The organism is Butyrivibrio sp. FCS014 (genome assembly GCF_000526935.1).
Lineage (GTDB): Bacteria > Bacillota > Clostridia > Lachnospirales > Lachnospiraceae > Butyrivibrio.
The window spans coordinates 83,979-101,475 of the sequence record NZ_JAHA01000006.1 but is presented as its reverse complement, the minus strand read 5'-3'; the positions used below and the strand labels follow the sequence as shown (position 1 = coordinate 101,475).

Here is a 17,497-nt window from a genome sequence, read left to right as displayed (position 1 = left end):
GAAATTATAATTAATTAAAGAGCGCCAATCCAGCATTTATGAGGATTCCATGAAAAAAGTACTCACAAAACAGCTGATTCCGGGCATGATCCTTACAAACGACGTATATACCTACGACAAAAGGATCAAGCTCATGGACGGCGGAACGGTTCTTACTCAGAAGGATATAGCCAGACTTGCCTTCTACTCTATAATAGATGTCCTCGTTGAGGATGATCCGGCGGAAACACCGGAATACGAAAGGCCCGCAGATGCAGGTCTTACTTATTCTGAGCGTCTTAAGCAATCACAGGATTTCAAGGATTTTAAAAAAGATTTCGAGGAGTGTGCCAACAAGTTTGAGCACAGCATAAAGGATATATTGGAGCACAATAAAGAACTGGATCTGGATGAGATGATGACTCCCATCTATGCACTTTTGGGGAACGGACGCACTGCATCCAACATTTTCGATATGCTCCACAACCTGAGGGTCTATGATGATGCCACCTATACCCACTGTATCAATGTTGCTCTTATCACTAACATCCTGGCTCAGTGGCTTCGGTGGAGTTCCTCTGAAATAGAACTGGCTACTCAGGCAGGTCTTTTCCATGATGTCGGCAAACTCCTTATCCCCGGCAGCATAATCACAAAGCACGGGCAGCTTACAGATGACGAATATTCCCTCGTTAAGACTCATCCCCAGAAGGGGTATGATGCCATGAAGGATTTAAACGTCAGCAGTCATGTAAGAAATGCCGCTCTCATGCACCACGAAAGATGTGACGGAACAGGATACCCCATGAATCTTCGCGGACCCCAGATAGATAAATTTGCAAAGGCCGTGGCCATCGCCGATGTTTACGATGCCATGACCAGTGCCCGCTACTACCGCGGTCCCCTGTGCCCGTTTATAGCGATATCAATGTTTGAGGATGAAGGCTTCCAAAAATACGATCCGGAGATGATCATGGCCTTCCTTCACAACATAGTAAATACATATCTGCTCAACACGGTCAGACTCAACACAGGAGAAGTCGGAGAGATCATCTTTATAAACAGCTCTCACCTCTCCCGTCCCACCATCAAGGTGGAAAACGACTATATCGATCTTAGCAAATGCCCGGGAGTATATATCCAGGAAATTATTTGACCGGTACCTGATGACCTGCGCAGAATGACCGGAACCAGAAAGCAATCGGAAAACAATTAAAAAGCCATGGCACTTAATCATGTCATGGCTTTGTTTTATGCGTTCTTAAGTTTGAACTTCTGTACTTCCTTGTCGTCATTGACCTTCTCGATACAGGCTCCAAGTTCACGAAGCTTCACTTCAAAATCCTCATAGCCTCTCTCGATGTACTTGATATCTTCAACAGTTGAGAAGCCTTCGGCAGTAAGTGCTGCGATAACCAGCGCTGCTCCGGCTCGCAGGTCCGGAGCTGAAACCGTTGCACCGGTGTACTTGTCAACACCTTCGATGATCGCGGTGCTGCCTTCTACCTTGATGCTGGCCCCCATTCTGGTAAGCTCGTCAACATACTTGAATCTGTTCTCGAAGATACTCTCCGTCACGATGCTGACTCCACTGGCCAGTCCCAGAGCTGTGGTGATCTGAGGCTGCATATCTGTGGGATATCCCGGATAAGGAAGAGTCTTAACGTGAGTGTTCTGAAGTCTCTTGGTAGCTACAACCCTTACCTCATCATCAGACTCATGGATCTGGCATCCCATCTCCACAAGCTTGGCGCTGATGGACTCAAGGTGCTTGGGGATCACATTCTTGATGGTGACATCACCCTTTGTGGCAGCTGCTGCCATCATAAAGGTACCTGCCTCTATCTGATCCGGAATGATGGTATATTCCGTTCCATGAAGATGCTCAACGCCGCGGATACGGATTACATCAGTACCTGCGCCCTTTACATTGGCTCCCATGCTGTTAAGGAAGTTGGCTATATCTACTACATGAGGCTCCTTGGCCGCATTCTCGATTATGGTCTTACCCTCTGCCATAGCTGCTGCCATCATGATATTGATGGTGGCACCAACGCTTACAACATCAAGGTAAATGTGGGCTCCCACAAGCTTGTCAGCATTGGCATAGATAATGCCGTGCTCAGTGTTTAAAGTAGCACCAAGAGCGGTAAAGCCCTTGATATGCTGGTCGATGGGACGAAGGCCGATCTCACATCCTCCCGGAAGAACAACACCGGCACTTTTGTGCTTGCCGAGGGTTGCTCCCAAAAGATAATATGAAGCCCTTATCTTCTTGATAAATTCATTTTCAAATGTAAAATTGCGGATCTGAGAGGCATTTATCTTAACTGAATGTCTGCTGACCCTCTCTACAAAAGCTCCGTTGCTGGCAATAGCCTGAAGCATTGCATTGGTGTCGGAGGCATCCGGCATGTTATCTATAAATACAGTCTCATCTGACATGGTGGCTGCAGCAAGAATGGCCAGTGCAGCGTTCTTGGCACCGCCTATCTCAACCTCGCCCACCAGAGGTGTTCCGCCTTTTATAACGTATTTTTCCATATATTTTTCCCTTTGAACAAATATAAGTTATACCACATTAACCTCTATTTGTAAAACCGCCCGTTAATTCAGGTAGTTTAGCGGGTTCACCTGACTTCCGCCCACAAGGATCTCAAAATGCAGGTGCGGTCCGGTGGATACACCGGTGTTTCCGGAAAGCGCAATCCTCTGTCCCTGGGATACAGACTGGCCAACGGAAACCAGAACCTTGGAAAGGTGTCCGTAGCGGGTCTCCTTGCCATCGGGATGACGGATATATACACAGTAACCGTATCCGCTTCCCCATCCGGCTCTTGTAACCGTTCCCGAAGAAGATGCCACAACAGAAGTTCCCACAGGTGTGGCCCAGTCAACACCCTTATGATAGGTGCTGGCACCTTTCTTGGGCGCAGTTCTTCTTCCGAAGCCGGAACTGAGTCTTCCTCCCGAAATAGGTTTGATATATGTAGGAGGTACAATGGTACCTCTCTCTACAATCTTTGGAACTGCCTTGTAAGTGATCTCTTCCTTCTCGATCTCTCTGGACTCCTCACTGTTATCGAGGTAGGTAACCAGAGCTACAACCTTACGGTGACCTGCGGAAGGCTCCTGAAGGACCTTGGTCTGGGTGGTGTACCAGGAGTCGTTATCCACGTACTGTACCTCAGCCTCATAGTCCTCTTCATAGTACTGCTCTATCACATACTTGACCGAAAGCTCAGGCTCGGGAACCGTAACGATAAGGTTATCCTGAACTCTGATAGTGGTTCTCTCACTTTCAAGGTTCTCGTTCATGGCCACCAGGTCATCAACGGTAAGTCCGAACTTAAGAGCGATGGATCCAAGGGTATCTCCGGACTGAACCTCGTAGATCTGGTTGGTCTCCTTGTCCTTGGTCACATCATCAATGGCTGTGTTGATATCTGTAAGCTCACTGTCAGGCAGGTAGCTCTCCACAATCTCCACCTTGTCGGCAAAGTCCATGTTCATAAGGCCCAGCTTGTAGTCGGAGAAGTCCTTGTCATAAGCAAGTGGCTTGGCTTCGTCCGCCCAGCTTGTAAGGTCCTGCTGAAATCCTGCCAAAGGAAGACTGACAGCAGCCTTTTCCTCTTCCTTCTTAACCTCTTCTCTGCTAAGGACCTGAGGGGTAAGAACATTAACCTCTCTGTCTGTATCAAGCACCAGCTTGGCATCGTAGAGATTGGATGAATCGAAATTGGAGATGGCGGTGTTCAAAAGAGCCATCACTTCGTTGAGGTTTGCAAGATTAACCGAGTACTGGTTTATCTTAATGGAATATGCCCTGTTAAGGGTACTCCTCTCATTGTCCCTAAGGATCCCTGTCATATTACGGGCAACGCTTCCTACAGAATTCACCTCTCCAAAGAGAACGTTGCTGCCCTCTATATTAAGATCCGCCCTGGCCAAAACAAGTTCATCATTGTCTCCGGCTATGGCGCGTCTGGCAGCTCTGTATGCCTCGTATGCCTCATCCTTGGTGGCTGTTATCCCAACCACCTTGTCATTCAGTTTTACCGTAAAGATGTTGTCTTCGCCCTTTTCAAACTTAACAAAGCTTGGCATCAGCAGTATCCATAATACAATTACCACCAGTGCAGATTGAAGAAACCATATTTTTATCTTGTTGCGAAATACCGTATTACCAAAACCCATTTAAATAACACCTAAAAATCTAAGAATATTGAATACCAGATCAGAGAGCGCTATGAGCAGCGTGATGACAACAAGGGGAGTTACCGCCTTGTTCTTGCTCTCAACTGCATACTGCAGTGTCTCAAGTCTGTTGTCAAGCTCCTTGAAGCCCTCCTCACTCTTTTCCCGGCTCTTTTCGACAATTGCCTGTACGTTTCTGTATACCTGAACTCCCACGTCGTGGATCTTGGATTCATTGTCATCCATACGACTGTTAAGGGAATCTCTAGTCTCCTCTATGATCGCTCTGTGCTCTTTCTCGCTCTCCTTGAGCTGTTCAAGCTGTGTCCTGAACTGCTCTGCCTCCTGGCGAAGTCTCTCAGTCTCGGCAGCTTCCGCCTGGGCATTGGCCCTTATTATATCAGAAGCACTTACCTTTTCTGCAAGCTTGTCCATAAAACTGTCCATCATTTTCCCTCCCAACATATCCTATTCTCCTTACACTCACATACACTATAGCTTAGCATCTGTTATGCAAAATAGACAAGATTTTATTGCTTTATCAAATTTTATTGGTTACTTTTACTATTTGTTCACCGTGTGTTCATATTTTGTTCATAATTGTCTTGTATATTTTTATCATAGCCGTAAGGAACGCGGCAGCTAATAACGAAAGATAGATTTTTTCATAATAGGCCGGGCGCAGAAATGTGTTCGGCCACTCCTCATTAATGGACCTTTTACCCGGAAGGTCCTTTTATTTATCCGTAGATACGGAGATGATCTCCTCGTTAAGAGACAGCATTCTGGCATCCAGATTGGCTACCATCACCGCGCATTCGTGAAGCTCGGAATTGATATGGGCAGGAGCCTTTCCTTCGAACTTGTACTGGATCTTGTGCTCTAAGGATGCCCAGAAATCCATGGCAACAGTCCTTATCTGTATCTCCACCTTTACATTTACGATCCTGTCAGACAGATACACGGGAAGGGAAACTATCATGTGATAGCTCCTGTAGCCGCTCTGCTTGGGGTTCATGATATAGTCCTTAACCGTAAGGACACGGATATCCTCCTGATTGCTGATCATCTCGGCAATCCTGTAAATGTCCGAGGTAAAGGAGCAGATGATCCTTATGCCGGCGATATCATTAACATATCTTACCATGTTCTCAATGGTAGACTCGTAGCCGTTTCTCTTGAGCTTCTTGACAATACTCTCAGGCACCTTGACTCTGGCCTTAACGTGCTCTATGGGGTTGTAACGGTGCACCTCCTGAAACTCCTCATTGAGTATCTCGATCTTGGTCTGTATCTGTTTCAGAGCAGCATTATAAAGGAGGTTGACTTCCTCCCAGCTGTTTATATCGTCAGAGATCTTAATATCGTTTCCTGAAAGATCTAACTCCATCAGTGATTCCTCCAGTATTCCTTATTCATGGAGCAGGCAGCAGCAAGCTTCCTTGGAAGCAGCCTGTAATTCTTGCCGAGTTTGTACCCCACAAACCTGAATCCGCACATGATAATATATCCGGGCACCAGATATGTCTTACCTATATGTCTGAAATGAGATACGGTCTGAGACACCATCTTGCGGCCCTCACTCTCGGATCTGACCGCTCCGAAGATCTCCGGATGATCAGCCTGTGATACGCCGATATCAAAGTTCCTGTGGAACTGCTGCATAAAGCTGTAATTATGGGAGTGGATCACCCCTGCCTCAGCAACATAGCAGATAGCATATCCCTTCTGGCAGGCATTGCCGGCATATACCATATCCTCGTTGAAAAGAGTCTTTTTGGTAAAGCCGCCAAGTTTATCGAAAATATCCCTCCTGTACATTGCACATACATTGGAGCAGAAATAGGTCTTGATCCCGAGCCTTTCCACATCCTTCTGAGTCTTCTTCATGGACTCGGCAGGATAATTGAATTTCCTTGAGTATCTCTCCGCAAGATTGCAGTCGGTCTTTGGATACTGCCTTGCATAAGCTGCAGCAACGTCTTCGGTAAGAGCCTTGGCAAGGCTTGAAATAAGCACCTTATCCCTGGGAAATGCATCCTGAGTCATCATAAGGAAAAAATCCGCATCCGAAAAAGCAACACCAATGTTCCTGGTATTGCCATGATCAAACTCAGCCTTGGTTACATGCTGCACTATTATGTTGTCATATCGCTCCTGGGGGTTCTCGCCGTACCTTTCAAGCATGGCATCCCAGTACTCTTTTTCGGTATTCATAATGATGATCTTTGAAGGCGCAACAGACTGCTTCTCAAGATCATCTAACAGTCTCAGTAATGAATTATCCGGTTTATAGGTGGGAATTATCACATCTACAGTGTACATAGAAACCACCTTCCTAAAAATACGGGCCGGGCTCTTTTCTGAACCCAGCCCTCTTATATTATACAATATCAGTTGAGGTATTTGCTAACATCAGCGGCAATCTTCTCACTGAATTTCTGAACGTCGGAGGAAACCTCATATTCAGAGTCATTGAAGAGGAATCCGTGAAGCCACTTAACATTGCTCTGAAGATCAACGGGAAGTACGCAGCTTCCTGCCTTACCCATGGTACCTGTAGTTCTCATGGTCTCATAAGGGAATCCGCTGTTATCAACAACGTTGTACTTGGCAACATTCTTAAGCAGGTCAAGGATATCAGCAAGATCAAGTGATGTATAGGTCTCACCGAATGCCTTATTGGCAACATCCTCAAGCTGTGAGTAGCTCATGCCCTTTGCCTTTTCAAGGCAGGCCATAAGTACTGTTCTCTGTCTCTCAGCACGTCTGAAGTCATCGCCTGCAGTGTATCTGATACGGCAGTAAGCTGTTGCCTGAAGTCCGTTCAGTGTCTGAAGTCCTGAGCTGGTAACGGGAGTGTAGTTAAGCTTGAGCTCAGTAGCCATTGTTGACTGATAGTTGTTAAGGTGAGAGATCTCAGCATCAGTAACATCAATGGGCACACCGCCAAGGGCATCAACTACATCGGTAAGTCCTCTGAAACCGATGGTGATAAAGTCCTTGATATCCATATCAAGGTTCATGTTAAGCATTGAGATAGCCTGCTCGGGGCCGCCCTCTGCATATGCTGCATTACACTTGGTGTATGTATCGTTACTAAGGTTAAGATATGTATCACGATATACAGAGCAGAGCTTAACATCTCCTGTCTCGTTGTTGATGGAAGCAATGATAATGGAGTCGGATCTTGTATTCTTGGTAAGCTCTCCGTCTCTTGCATCAACACCGAACAGTGCGATATTGGTGTATCCCACCATCTGCTGGTTCTGTGCAACCGTCTCACTGATTGACTGTGAAATAACCTCTTCGTTCATGTTGACCTTGCCAACCTTGGTAACATCAACCTTGAAGAAAAGTGTGTATGCTACAAATACAAGTATGCAGGCAACAAGCACTTCCACAAGAAGAAGGATGATAGCCTTTGTGTTGTTCTTCTTTTTCTTACCGCCTCTTGATCCGCCGCTTCTGGAACCTCCGCCATTCCTTGATCCGCCGCCGTTTCTTGAACTGCTGCCGCCTCTGGAGGCACTGCTGCTTCTGGATGCGCTGCTCCTTGATGAACTGCTTCTTGAAGATGTATTTCTTGAAGCGCCGCTTCTTGATGATCCGGAGCTGTTTCTTGAAGAAGGTCTTCTTACCCCTCTCTCATCGTATTCATCATACTCATCATATTCATCATACCTGTCATCGCGTCTGCGAACAGGTCTGCTGTCTCCTCTGTCGTAGTACTCGTCCTCGTAGTACTCATCATTTCTGTTCGACATAATAAATCTCCTCATTCCAACAAAAAATTTTCCCCATTAAGGCCAAAATAACACCAATATATTTTGCCACAAATATGGTAATTATACAAGCATTTCTGCCAGAACCCTGAGTTCATCGCGTCTGTCGTTCAAAAGAAGCAGTTTATTGTATTCATAATAAGACTCGTTTCCGGTCTCCCTTACAAACTTAAGGCTGTGATATGCTCCGGACAGCTCGGTGATGAAGATTACCATCTCCTGGCTTCCGGTGAGGGACTCCTTGTTTCCGAAGGTTTCCTCCAGGAAATTAAAGCTGTTGGTAAGATGCCTTCCGGTATTCTTTATGGCCTCCTGCCTTGCACTCTCCCTCTTTCTGAACCAATCCTTTACTTCTTCCAAAGAGCCGCATTCCTTAGCACAGGTAAAAAGAGCCGACGATGAAAGCCTGAGAGCCTTCTCCTGCTCTCTGTCAAGAAGCCCCGCCTCAAGCTTATCCGAAAGCTCCTTCTCCAGCTCTTTTGCCCGGGAAAGGATGGTTTCGGCTGCGGCTTCTTCGGGAAGAGCCTTAATTATATCGAACAGAGTCTTCTGAACAGCCTGGTCTTTGGCGTAATCCCTGAACTCGTCCATGAGTTTATCCGTAAGAAGGCTTATGATACTGAGCTTCTCATCAAAGCTTCCCTTTCTGATGCTATCCTTATCCTCAGGGAATCTGCCCTCAAGGATATCGGGGATCTTGTAGAGCTCATTGTATCTGTGGTAGAGCTCGTAGTAGGTGGCAAAGTCTCTTGCAACCTCTTTGTCCTGGAGGTACTGCACGGTAAGATCGTAGTCCACGATAAGCCCCTTCTTCTCATGAACCTTTATGACTCTTGAAAGATCCTCCCAGCCTCTGGCGGTGACAAAAGTCCTGCCTTCAACCTCGGTCCTGATGCTGTAGAAGTTCTCCTTTTTGATCTCAAGGTAAGCCATGATGGCGCCGTGGACTGCTGCCTTGTAGGCGTAGTCCTTCCAGGCATCAAAGTCCTCTTCGATATTGATCTGCCTTACCCTGTCCAGGGTAACGATGTCAAAGTCCCTGACGGACTTGTTGTACTGGGGCGGGTTTCCTGCGGTGACAATGATGAAACCATCGGGGATCCTGTGGCTTCCGAAGGTCTTGTACTGCAGGAACTGAAGCATGGTGGGAGCCAGAGTCTCGGACACGCAGTTGATCTCATCCAGGAAAAGAATTCCCTCATGAATGCCGGATTTTTCTATCTTCTCATACACCGCACCGATTATCTCACTCATGGTGTACTCGGTCACAGAGTACTTCCTTCCTCCATAGCTCTTTTCCGAGATCATGGGAAGACCGATGGCGCTCTGTCTGGTGTGGTGAGTTATGGTGTAGGAAACAAGGTTTATGCCAAGTTCATGGGCAACCTGCTCCATAATGGCTGTCTTGCCGATTCCGGGAGGTCCCATAAGAAGGATCGGGCGCTGCCTCTCCACCGGTATCTCATACTGTCCGGCCTCATCCTTTTCAAGGTAGGCCACCACTGCATTTTTTACCTGCTCCTTAGCTTCGTTTATGTTCATCTCAAAAATCCTCTCAAATATATAGTTTAAGTGCCCAGTCCGGCACCTTCTCGTCATCGTAGTCCTGATCCTTTGGGAAAACAAAGGCCGTATCATAGCTTGTAGGCTGCGCGGGGTACTCGCCGTAGCCGTCGGTAAAGTAGATAAGACCTTTCAGGTTATCAAACTCTCCCTTTTGAAGGAGCTTTTCCACATGTTCAAACACAGGCCTGAAGTCCGTGCCGTAGCCGCCTTCCACAGTGATCCCTTCAGAGTACTTCTTCATATCCTCAACAGAGGTTATCACTTCGTCCCTCTGGACCTGATCGTCGCACTCTATCACGTGGATCCTTATCCGCTGAAAAAAGCTCTCTTTTCCCAGAAGGATCGTGGCAGTTTCATTCAGGAACCTCTGCACCAGCTCATCCTTGCAGGAGGCGGAGGTGTCTATTGCTATCACCAGGTCCCGGATCTTCCTGACCTCCCGGAACTCATTCTCCTCGATAAGCGGCATGTTGCCGTAGTGGTCAAGGCCAAAGGCGTACATTCCGTAGTCAAATGTATCAAGGTCAATGCCGCCCTCCTCCCGAAGGATTGCAAAACGGGAGAGGAACTCTTTGTAGTCAGTTCTTTTGGTGTTCTCAAACTTGAGGACCCAGGAGAGCTTTCCGATCCTGTCGGAGGCTTTTTTCCCAATGGTCTCTATCTCGGTCTGAAGACGCTTGGACTCTCTGTCCCAGTCCTTTTCCTTGCTTTCCATGAGAGTCAGGATCTTCGGAGGCTTTTGTTTTCTCTCCGGTTCATCCTCATCCCTGTCGTCATCAAGACGCAGCCAGAAGCTGTGATCGTCCAGAAAAAACTCCCGCTCCAGCTTCTCGTATTCGTATTCATCCGGCATATGCTCCGGCTCCGAAAAGTACCGGTAGAGCTTTTCTACCGTGAGAACCTTCAGCTCTTTTTCCAGAATATCATACCACCTGTCCCGGTAGTCGGAGCTGACCCTGTAGATGCAGCGGTAATCCATGTCATCAAGGATCGACTCTACCACGATGTCCGCACAAAGATCGTAGAGGCGGTTGTCCTCGTAGCGCTTTGAGGTGTACATGTGCCTGAAGATGCAGTGAAGGATCATGTGAAGATAGGTCCTGTTCAGCTTCCCCGGCTCCTCCAGAAAGAGCCTCAAAACGTAGGATGGATTGAACCTGACGTTCACCGCATCGGTGCCCACTGTGGTGGTGGACAGATCCATCTCGTAGGAAAGGGATGAGAGGGCCGCTCCCATAAATCTCATATCTATATAAAGCTCGGTTCTTGAAGCATCAAGGACTCGTAGTCCAGCCGCCTCAAGCTCCTGCCTCTTTGTCCCGGTCCTTGTGTCTTTGTCCAAGGCTGTCCTCCTCTAAAAAATCCCGGTAAGTCAGTCGCAACTTCCTGCTCTTATTTCACAGCTTAAACATCTGATCCTCTGCCAAAGTCCTGCCCGCCTCCATCAGCACTGCGCTCATCTGCGCAAAGCCCTTGTCTGCCGACAGCTTTATGGCCTCATCTATGGCCCTTCCCGGAAGCACTTCCTTATCCGGATCATCATTATTATAGGTCAAAAGAGCCTTCACCGTCCCGAGATTTTCCGGCTCATCAGGGTATTGTTCCACAAGCCTTCTAAGTATAGACTCCGCGTTTGCTCTAACATGCTCCTCGTAGGTTTTCCTGAAATCATCCGACAGCTCCACGGGATATAAAAGCCTGTCAATTGCAATGTTCTCGGAGATCTCTCCGCCGTCTATGACCGCCTTTTCAAAGAGCCTGTCGTACTGGCGATAGTCAATCGACCTTCTGTCCACACACTCCCTGTAGAACATTCCGGAGCCCGCAATGGAAAACTGAATGGTCCTGGCCATGGTGTTCTCGTTAAAGTCGTAGACATACTCCGGGAAGGTCAGCACCGATCTTACAGGGGGCTCTGCCTCAGTACCGGGATCAGTCTGCAGATTCAGGATAAATCTAAGGGTCCTGTCATTGTCCGCAAGGAAGTTCCTCACCACCTCATACCAGCCCCTTATCATTGTGATCTCCACCTCTTTGAGGCTGTCGCACTGCCTGCAGACGCCGTCATAGTAGTCGTCAATGCTGTCGAAAAGAGCTATCTTCTTAAGTTTTCTGCAATTGTGAAAGGCAAAACCGTAGAGAGTCTTAACGGTCCCAGGAAGCGAAACGCTTATCAGATCCTGCCTGCCGGAGAAGGCGTGGTTACCTATTGCCTCCACGGTATAGCCGTCAATTTCCGCAGGCACAACAAGGTCCGACGCTTTTTCGTCGAACCCTGTTATCATGGCATATTTATGTTTATCTTTTTTGTGTTCTTCAATACTGTATAAAAATGGCATACTCAATTACCTGAAACCAAATTGACCAGTTTTCCGATGGGGTTGTAGTGAACCTTCATGGCTCCCACAGGGCAGAACTCCTGGCAGCAGAAACACTTGATGCACTTGCTTCTGTCGATCTGGGGGATCTGTCCGTTTTTGCCGGTCTTGTTAGGTGCCGGCACCATGGTGATAGCCTTGGCGGGACAGGTCTCAAAACACTTCTTGCAGCCGATGCATTCGTCGCGTTTTACCAAAGGCTTGGTGTTGAAGGCAATCTTCACTCCCCAGGATTTGATGGTATTAAAAACTCCGCCTCCTTCAAAAGTAATGCTCTGATGGATAGTGGCACGCTTAAAGTCCGGTATCTTGGCATCCTCAGGCTTAAGATCTCCAAGGATCTCAACCTCTGAGATGTTCTCCGGTCCAAGGCCTCTTTCCTTTGCTACCAGCAGAGTCTGAACATCCTTTATTCCCATTCCGATAAGATGTCCGCAAACAAGATCAAGGGCGTAGGGCCTTTTGGAGGCCAGAATGCAGCCGATATGTCTTTTCTCCCCTGCTGTGGGACCGTTGCCCTCCATACCGTCTATGGCATCAACCACGTAGAGTACAGGCTTAAAGTACTCGTTGAGGTCGACCATGACGTTGGCAAAGGCCTTCTCCTCAGGGAATCTCATGTGGTACTCCGGCTTGGTGGTTCCGGGGACGGTTCCGAACATGTTCTTGACTGCGCAGCTCATGCCCATCATGGCGTGGGTCTTGAGCTTTGAAAAATTGATGATCACATCCGCATCATCAAGCCATCCCGTATAGCTGAAGGATTTAAGGGACACGGCCTCCGGAAACTCGCCGTTTTTAACCGAGAAATTCTGGTTGAGACTTACGCCGTCTCTTACCAGGTCATTAAGGCCGCAGGCCCTGTAAACATTTCCAACAAAGGCCGGTGTAAAGAGACCTCCCGGGCTGTCTCCTAAAGTAACCTGCGCTCCCCTTTCCGTCAAAAGCTCGCAGAGCCTTTTAAGAAGTGCGGGGTGGGTTGTGGCAGCCTTCTCAGGGTCCATGGCTGACACCAGATTCACCTTGATGGCAACCTTCATTCCGGGCTTTACAAAGGAAAGTCCGTCACATAAAGAAAGGCTCTCATCAAGAGCCTTTCTGATATCGTCTTCTCTATAGGTATCGCATTTTACCAGCGCGACCGGATCAAAACCTGACATACAAGAACTCCTTAGGATTGATTCTGTTTCTCAACAATCTTCTCTCCGCAGTATATCTCACGGAGCTTGGGTTTGTCTATCTTTCCGGTGGCATTTCTTATTACATTTGCAAATATGATCTTTCTGGGTCTCTTATATCTGGGAAGATCAACGCAGAACCGCTCTACCTCTTCCTCGGTGAGGGTCATTCCCTCTTTTACCTGGATAATGGCTGCTGCAATCTCGCCAAGACGTGTATCCTGAAGGCCGATAACCGCTGCATCGTGGATCTTGTCATTCTTCATAAGGAAGGTCTCAATCTGAACAGGATACAGGTTCTCACCGCCGGAGATGATAACATCCTTCTTACGGTCAACAAGGAAGATGAAGCCATCCTCGTCCTGACGGGCCATATCTCCGGTAAAGAGCCAGCCGTCCTTTAATATCTCTGCGGTAGCTTCCGGATTCTTGTAGTATTCCACCATAACACCGGGGCCCTTTACGCAGAGCTCACCGATCTCTCCCTGCTTAACGGTATTGCCCTCTTCGTCCACGATCTTGGTCTTCCAGCCGTAGCCGGGAATACCGATGGCACCTACCTTGTGGACATTCTCCATGCCAAGGTGAACGCAGCCGGGGCCTGTGGACTCGGAAAGTCCGTAGTTGGTATCGTACTTGTGGTTCGGGAAGTACTGAAGCCAGTGGCGCACCAGTGACGGCGGGATGGGCTGAGCACCGATGTGCATCAGTCTCCACTGCTTGAGGTGATAGTCCTCAAGGCGCAGCTTTCCTGAATCCAGAGCTGCCAGGATATCCTGTGCCCACGGAACAAGGAGCCATACAATTGAGCACTCCTCCTCGGAAACAGCTCTGAAGATGGCCTCGGGGGAATTGCCCTTAAGAAGCACTGCCCTTGAGCCTGTGTAAAGTGAACCGAACCAGTGCATCTTGGCGCCGGTGTGATACAGAGGCGGGATGCACAGGAAGTTATCCTCGTGGGTGGTCTCGTGATGCATGGCCTCCATCTTGGCGGACTGCATCAGAGCTGTATGAATGTGAAGGATCGCCTTGGGGAATCCTGTGGTTCCTGATGAGAAGTAGATCGCGGCGTCATCCTTGTCCTCGATAAGAACTCTGGGTGCCACCGATGAGCTGTTGGAAACCTGCTTGTAGTAGTCCTCGGAATATGAGGGGCACTGGTCTCCCACATAGAAAAGAAGCATCTCCTTCTTGATCTTCTCTGCAATATCCTCGATTCGTCCGATGAACTCCGGGCCGTAGAATAGAACGTCCGAGTCGGAAGCCTTCAGACAGTAATCGATCTCTTCCGAAGTGAAACGGAAGTTAAGAGGCACCGCTATTGCACCGGCCTTGAGGACTCCGAAGTAAATAGGCAGCCACTCCAGGCAGTTCATAAGAAGGATTGCACATTTCTGTCCCTTCTTGATGCCTCTCTCCATCAGCATATTTGCTACACGGTTGGCCTTCTCATCGAAAACCGACCAGGTGATCTGTCTTCTGTAATAGGAAGTTGAGGTGGGCTGGATCAGTTCGTATTCTTTCCAGGTAACACGCTGCTCCTCCCTGATCTCAGGGTTGATCTCCACCAGCGCAACTTCTTCCCCATAGAGTTTGCTGTTCCTCTCCAATAAATCTGTAATTGGCATTGTAACCTTCTCCCTTCGCTATGGCATGCTGTTTGATACGCCATCGCTAACATGCTTTAAAGTGATAAAGCAAATTATACATTCTTTTGTTCAAAAGGTCAAACTGTTGTAAAATATAAAAGGTTAAATAAAATCAAATTTTACACAGGAGGTTTTTATATGGAACGAGTTGAGAAGTTCTTGAAAGAAGCAAATACTTACTATCTGGCTACGGTTGATGGGGATCAGCCCAGGGTTCGCCCCTTTGGCACCATCCACAACTTCGAAGGCAAGCTCTACATCCAGACAGGTAAGGTAAAAGATGTATCAAAGCAGCTCCACGCCAATCCCAAGGCCGAGATCTGTGCTTTCCTTAACGGCGAGTGGCTCAGGGTTGCCTGCACTCTTGTGGAGGACGATCGCATCGAGGCACGCCAGTCAATGCTTGATGCATATCCCTCACTCCAGGGAATGTACAAGGCTAATGACGGCAACACCGAAGTATTCTATATGAAGGACGCAACAGCAACCTTCAGCTCATTTACAAAAGAGCCTGAAGTAGTAAAGTTCTAAAATAATAAATACGGGGTAATATCTTCGATATCACAGTGAAGATATTGCCCCGTTTTTTTGCTGTATGAAGTCTCTTTTTACCAGACTGATATCCTGTCCTTAGGTGCTATATACATTCCGTTCCACTTCTTAATTCCGTAGGTTTTATAGAATTCATCAAATTGAGAAAACGTGACATTTACCCTCAGGTAGTTCAGCGGATGAGAATTACTGAGCGCCTGATTCTCCATATATTCCGTTGTTCCTACTCTTGCCAGAAGATGTGCATTTGCTCTGAAAAACTTATCATAGTCAAAGCCGTCTATCTTTTTGGCCATCATCAGCATGCACTTAATGCCTGCCATATCCGCTATAGCCTCTGTCTGTATGAGCTGTCCCCGGTACACTGTCCCGTTGTCAAAAGCAACAACTTCATCGTAGTACTTTATAAGCTTGTCAGCTCTTTCTGAAAAGGCAGCCTCATCCTCCTGTGTCCACCAGTTTTTTACATTTCCGTCGGCATCAAATTGGGAACCTATCGTATCAAAGGCATGGGATATTTCATGTCCTATCACGCTTCCCAAAGCTCCGTATTTTTCCTCTATACTCATATCACTGCTGTAGGTGGCGTCACAGAAAAATCCCGGAATGATATTTATGGAATTGGTAACAGGATCATAAAATGCGTTGGTGTCCAGAATATTTACATTCCAAATATCTTTGTCCACCGCGGTATTGATCCTGCTCCTCATATCCTCCCAACCTGCTTCCCTGTAATCCAGGACTGCCTGAAGGTAGCTTCCGCCATCTTCTTTGGGAGTCACCCTGTACATGGAGTCATCCTCCCATTTGTCGGGATATACCGCACGGATATTTATGCGGGAAAGCTTATATTTAGCCGCCTCCCGAGTCTCGGGGCTTAGCCATTCCTCCTCATCAAGCATTGTATCGTAAGCATCTATCGCATCTTTGCAAAACTGAGTTATCTCCTGCCTGATCTCTTCATTCATATACTCTTTGACATATAATCTGGCAAAGCAGTCGGGAAACAGCCTTCTGCACACCTGATATGCTATATCCTCATCGGGGCTGCTTTCTTCAATTCCCCTGAATTCATTGTTCAGCTCCTGATACTTTCTGTAAGCCTCCTCGTCTATAAAGGTCATGAAACCTCGAAGAGAAGTGGTCAGGATATATGCCTTTATTCCGGGAAGATTTTCCTCTTTATAAAGCTCATTCAAACCCTTGAGCCACTTAGGCTCCTCCACGTTTATCAGCTTTGAATCAGCAACACCGTTTCTCTCAAGATAAGCCACCAGCGGATAATCGGGACACATTTCCTTAAGATCCTCTATGGTCACGGGATTTATAGCTTTCTGAATCGCTGAAGCATCACTGCGTTCAAAAAGAGTCTTCTCATAAGCTGCAATCTTCCCTTCGAATTCATCGAAGTCCTTAAGTATGGCCGCAATCTCTTTTTCATCGTATCCGACTCTTGAAAGCATATACGTATTCTGACCCTTTATCATGGTCTGCAGACGCTTTCCGTTTTCCGTAAGAGTGGAATACTCCGCCGAGTTATCCAGAGAAAGTGGAGTTGAAGTCAGGTTCAATTCATAAAGGGATGAATCCTCTGCGTTATAACCAACATCCGTGCCAACAAAGCTAACACCATAATCATGGTATAAATCCGACAGGATAAACTCAGACATTTCATCAATAGTCTCAACTTTCCCCAGCGCCTCCACAAAGGGAATCAGGGGTTCTATCCCCACTTCATTCCTGGCATCCCAGTCGAGCCACATCTCATAATATGCCCGAATCCTGGCGGCATCCTCTCCTGTCAGGGATTTGTCACTAAGGATTTTCTTGCACCGCTGCTTCACAATTTCCCCGGCTTCCATCAAAGGCTGTTCCTGAGCATATCCCGGGCGAAGAGTCGCGTCCTTTAACCAGTCCCGGTTAGCAGCAAGATAAAAATCATCCTTAATACTTACTTTGGTGTCATCCGTGACCATTCCCATGATATTACTGTTGATCCAGGGTTTCATAACCTCCGGATCCATGGGAAGTTCTTCATTTGTCTGCGCCTTTGCCCCGCATCCTGAAAGAGAGGAACAGGCCAGTATTACAGTTGTAAAAAGAGCTATCATCTTTCTGATGATTTTCATATATTACAGTTATTCCTTTTCATACAATTAGTTGTCGTACAGATTGATATGTATCGGCATCTTATAAGGCTTCCTGTCTATAAA

14 protein-coding genes are annotated in these 17,497 nt (G+C 47.4%); 2 read left to right on the top strand and 12 right to left on the bottom strand.

What is annotated here, in order from left to right; translation table 11 throughout:
- The first annotated feature begins 49 nt into the window (after nt 1-49).
- Entirely contained in the window at nt 50-1,135 is a 1,086-nt protein-coding gene (locus T456_RS0104250; RefSeq protein ID WP_024865070.1) for an HD-GYP domain-containing protein, read from the top strand.
- Nucleotides 1,136-1,230: 95 nt separating this feature from the next.
- Here the strand turns inward: T456_RS0104250 and T456_RS0104245 are convergent, their stop codons facing one another.
- The 11 genes from T456_RS0104245 to T456_RS0104195 all read right to left on the bottom strand — a co-directional run bounded on the left by T456_RS0104245 (nt 1,231) and on the right by T456_RS0104195 (nt 14,711).
- The gene (locus T456_RS0104245; RefSeq protein ID WP_024865069.1) at nt 1,231-2,523 is read right to left on the bottom strand and encodes a UDP-N-acetylglucosamine 1-carboxyvinyltransferase; all 1,293 of its coding nucleotides are present in this window, start codon (nt 2,521-2,523) and stop codon (nt 1,231-1,233) included.
- Nucleotides 2,524-2,586: 63 nt separating this feature from the next.
- Nucleotides 2,587-4,176, bottom strand: a complete 1,590-nt coding sequence (locus tag T456_RS0104240) for a M23 family metallopeptidase (RefSeq protein ID WP_024865068.1) — start codon at nt 4,174-4,176, stop codon at nt 2,587-2,589.
- Nucleotides 4,177-4,626 (bottom strand): hypothetical protein, encoded by a 450-nt coding sequence (locus T456_RS0104235; protein ID WP_155838019.1) that lies wholly within the window; start codon nt 4,624-4,626, stop codon nt 4,177-4,179. It abuts the gene before it with no gap.
- A gap of 286 nt (nt 4,627-4,912) precedes the next feature.
- Nucleotides 4,913-5,566 (bottom strand): GTP pyrophosphokinase, encoded by a 654-nt coding sequence (locus T456_RS0104230; protein WP_024865066.1) that lies wholly within the window; start codon nt 5,564-5,566, stop codon nt 4,913-4,915.
- Nucleotides 5,566-6,501, bottom strand: a complete 936-nt coding sequence (locus tag T456_RS0104225; RefSeq protein ID WP_024865065.1) for a glycosyltransferase family 2 protein — start codon at nt 6,499-6,501, stop codon at nt 5,566-5,568. The genes T456_RS0104230 and T456_RS0104225 overlap by 1 nt, the downstream gene beginning before the upstream one ends.
- A gap of 68 nt (nt 6,502-6,569) precedes the next feature.
- Entirely contained in the window at nt 6,570-7,943 is a 1,374-nt protein-coding gene (locus T456_RS0104220) for an LCP family protein (protein ID WP_024865064.1), read from the bottom strand.
- Between the two features lie 81 nt (nt 7,944-8,024).
- Nucleotides 8,025-9,503 (bottom strand): AAA family ATPase, encoded by a 1,479-nt coding sequence (locus tag T456_RS0104215; protein WP_024865063.1) that lies wholly within the window; start codon nt 9,501-9,503, stop codon nt 8,025-8,027.
- Nucleotides 9,504-9,516: 13 nt separating this feature from the next.
- Nucleotides 9,517-10,869 carry a vWA domain-containing protein gene (locus tag T456_RS19140; RefSeq protein WP_035801181.1) on the bottom strand — a complete coding sequence of 451 codons (1,353 nt, stop codon included), beginning with the start codon at nt 10,867-10,869 and terminating at the stop codon, nt 9,517-9,519.
- A 55-nt stretch (nt 10,870-10,924) separates the two neighbouring features.
- Complete coding sequence (locus T456_RS19135; protein WP_024865062.1) at nt 10,925-11,866, bottom strand: leucine-rich repeat protein; 942 nt, start codon at nt 11,864-11,866, stop codon at nt 10,925-10,927.
- Between the two features lie 2 nt (nt 11,867-11,868).
- Entirely contained in the window at nt 11,869-13,065 is a 1,197-nt protein-coding gene (locus T456_RS0104200) for a DUF362 domain-containing protein (RefSeq protein ID WP_024865061.1), read from the bottom strand.
- 11 nt (nt 13,066-13,076) lie between these two features.
- Nucleotides 13,077-14,711, bottom strand: coding sequence for a class I adenylate-forming enzyme family protein (locus T456_RS0104195; protein ID WP_024865060.1), 1,635 nt, complete (start codon nt 14,709-14,711; stop codon nt 13,077-13,079).
- Nucleotides 14,712-14,870: 159 nt separating this feature from the next.
- Here T456_RS0104195 and T456_RS0104190 point away from each other — a divergent pair, with 159 nt between their 5' ends.
- Nucleotides 14,871-15,263, top strand: a complete 393-nt coding sequence (locus tag T456_RS0104190; protein WP_024865059.1) for a pyridoxamine 5'-phosphate oxidase family protein — start codon at nt 14,871-14,873, stop codon at nt 15,261-15,263.
- Nucleotides 15,264-15,340: 77 nt separating this feature from the next.
- Here T456_RS0104190 and T456_RS0104185 read toward each other — a convergent pair whose 3' ends face one another.
- Nucleotides 15,341-17,413, bottom strand: coding sequence for a M13 family metallopeptidase (locus T456_RS0104185; RefSeq protein WP_024865058.1), 2,073 nt, complete (start codon nt 17,411-17,413; stop codon nt 15,341-15,343).
- Nucleotides 17,414-17,497: the final 84 nt, after the last annotated feature.

Excerpts from the sequence above, each read along its gene's own strand:
- T456_RS19135 (WP_024865062.1), bottom strand. The coding sequence starts at position 11,866 with ATGCCATTTTTATACAGTATTGAAGAACACAAAAAAGATAAACATAAA.
- T456_RS0104230 (WP_024865066.1), bottom strand. The coding sequence starts at position 5,566 with ATGGAGTTAGATCTTTCAGGAAACGATATTAAGATCTCTGACGATATA.
- T456_RS0104215 (WP_024865063.1), bottom strand. The coding sequence starts at position 9,503 with ATGAACATAAACGAAGCTAAGGAGCAGGTAAAAAATGCAGTGGTGGCC.
- T456_RS0104250 (WP_024865070.1), top strand. The coding sequence starts at position 50 with ATGAAAAAAGTACTCACAAAACAGCTGATTCCGGGCATGATCCTTACA.
- T456_RS0104195 (WP_024865060.1), bottom strand. The coding sequence starts at position 14,711 with ATGCCAATTACAGATTTATTGGAGAGGAACAGCAAACTCTATGGGGAA.
- T456_RS0104240 (WP_024865068.1), bottom strand. The coding sequence starts at position 4,176 with ATGGGTTTTGGTAATACGGTATTTCGCAACAAGATAAAAATATGGTTT.
- T456_RS0104225 (WP_024865065.1), bottom strand. The coding sequence starts at position 6,501 with ATGTACACTGTAGATGTGATAATTCCCACCTATAAACCGGATAATTCA.
- T456_RS0104190 (WP_024865059.1), top strand. The coding sequence starts at position 14,871 with ATGGAACGAGTTGAGAAGTTCTTGAAAGAAGCAAATACTTACTATCTG.
- T456_RS0104245 (WP_024865069.1), bottom strand. The coding sequence starts at position 2,523 with ATGGAAAAATACGTTATAAAAGGCGGAACACCTCTGGTGGGCGAGGTT.
- T456_RS0104200 (WP_024865061.1), bottom strand. The coding sequence starts at position 13,065 with ATGTCAGGTTTTGATCCGGTCGCGCTGGTAAAATGCGATACCTATAGA.
- T456_RS0104235 (WP_155838019.1), bottom strand. The coding sequence starts at position 4,626 with ATGATGGACAGTTTTATGGACAAGCTTGCAGAAAAGGTAAGTGCTTCT.
- T456_RS0104220 (WP_024865064.1), bottom strand. The coding sequence starts at position 7,943 with ATGTCGAACAGAAATGATGAGTACTACGAGGACGAGTACTACGACAGA.
- T456_RS0104185 (WP_024865058.1), bottom strand. The coding sequence starts at position 17,413 with ATGAAAATCATCAGAAAGATGATAGCTCTTTTTACAACTGTAATACTG.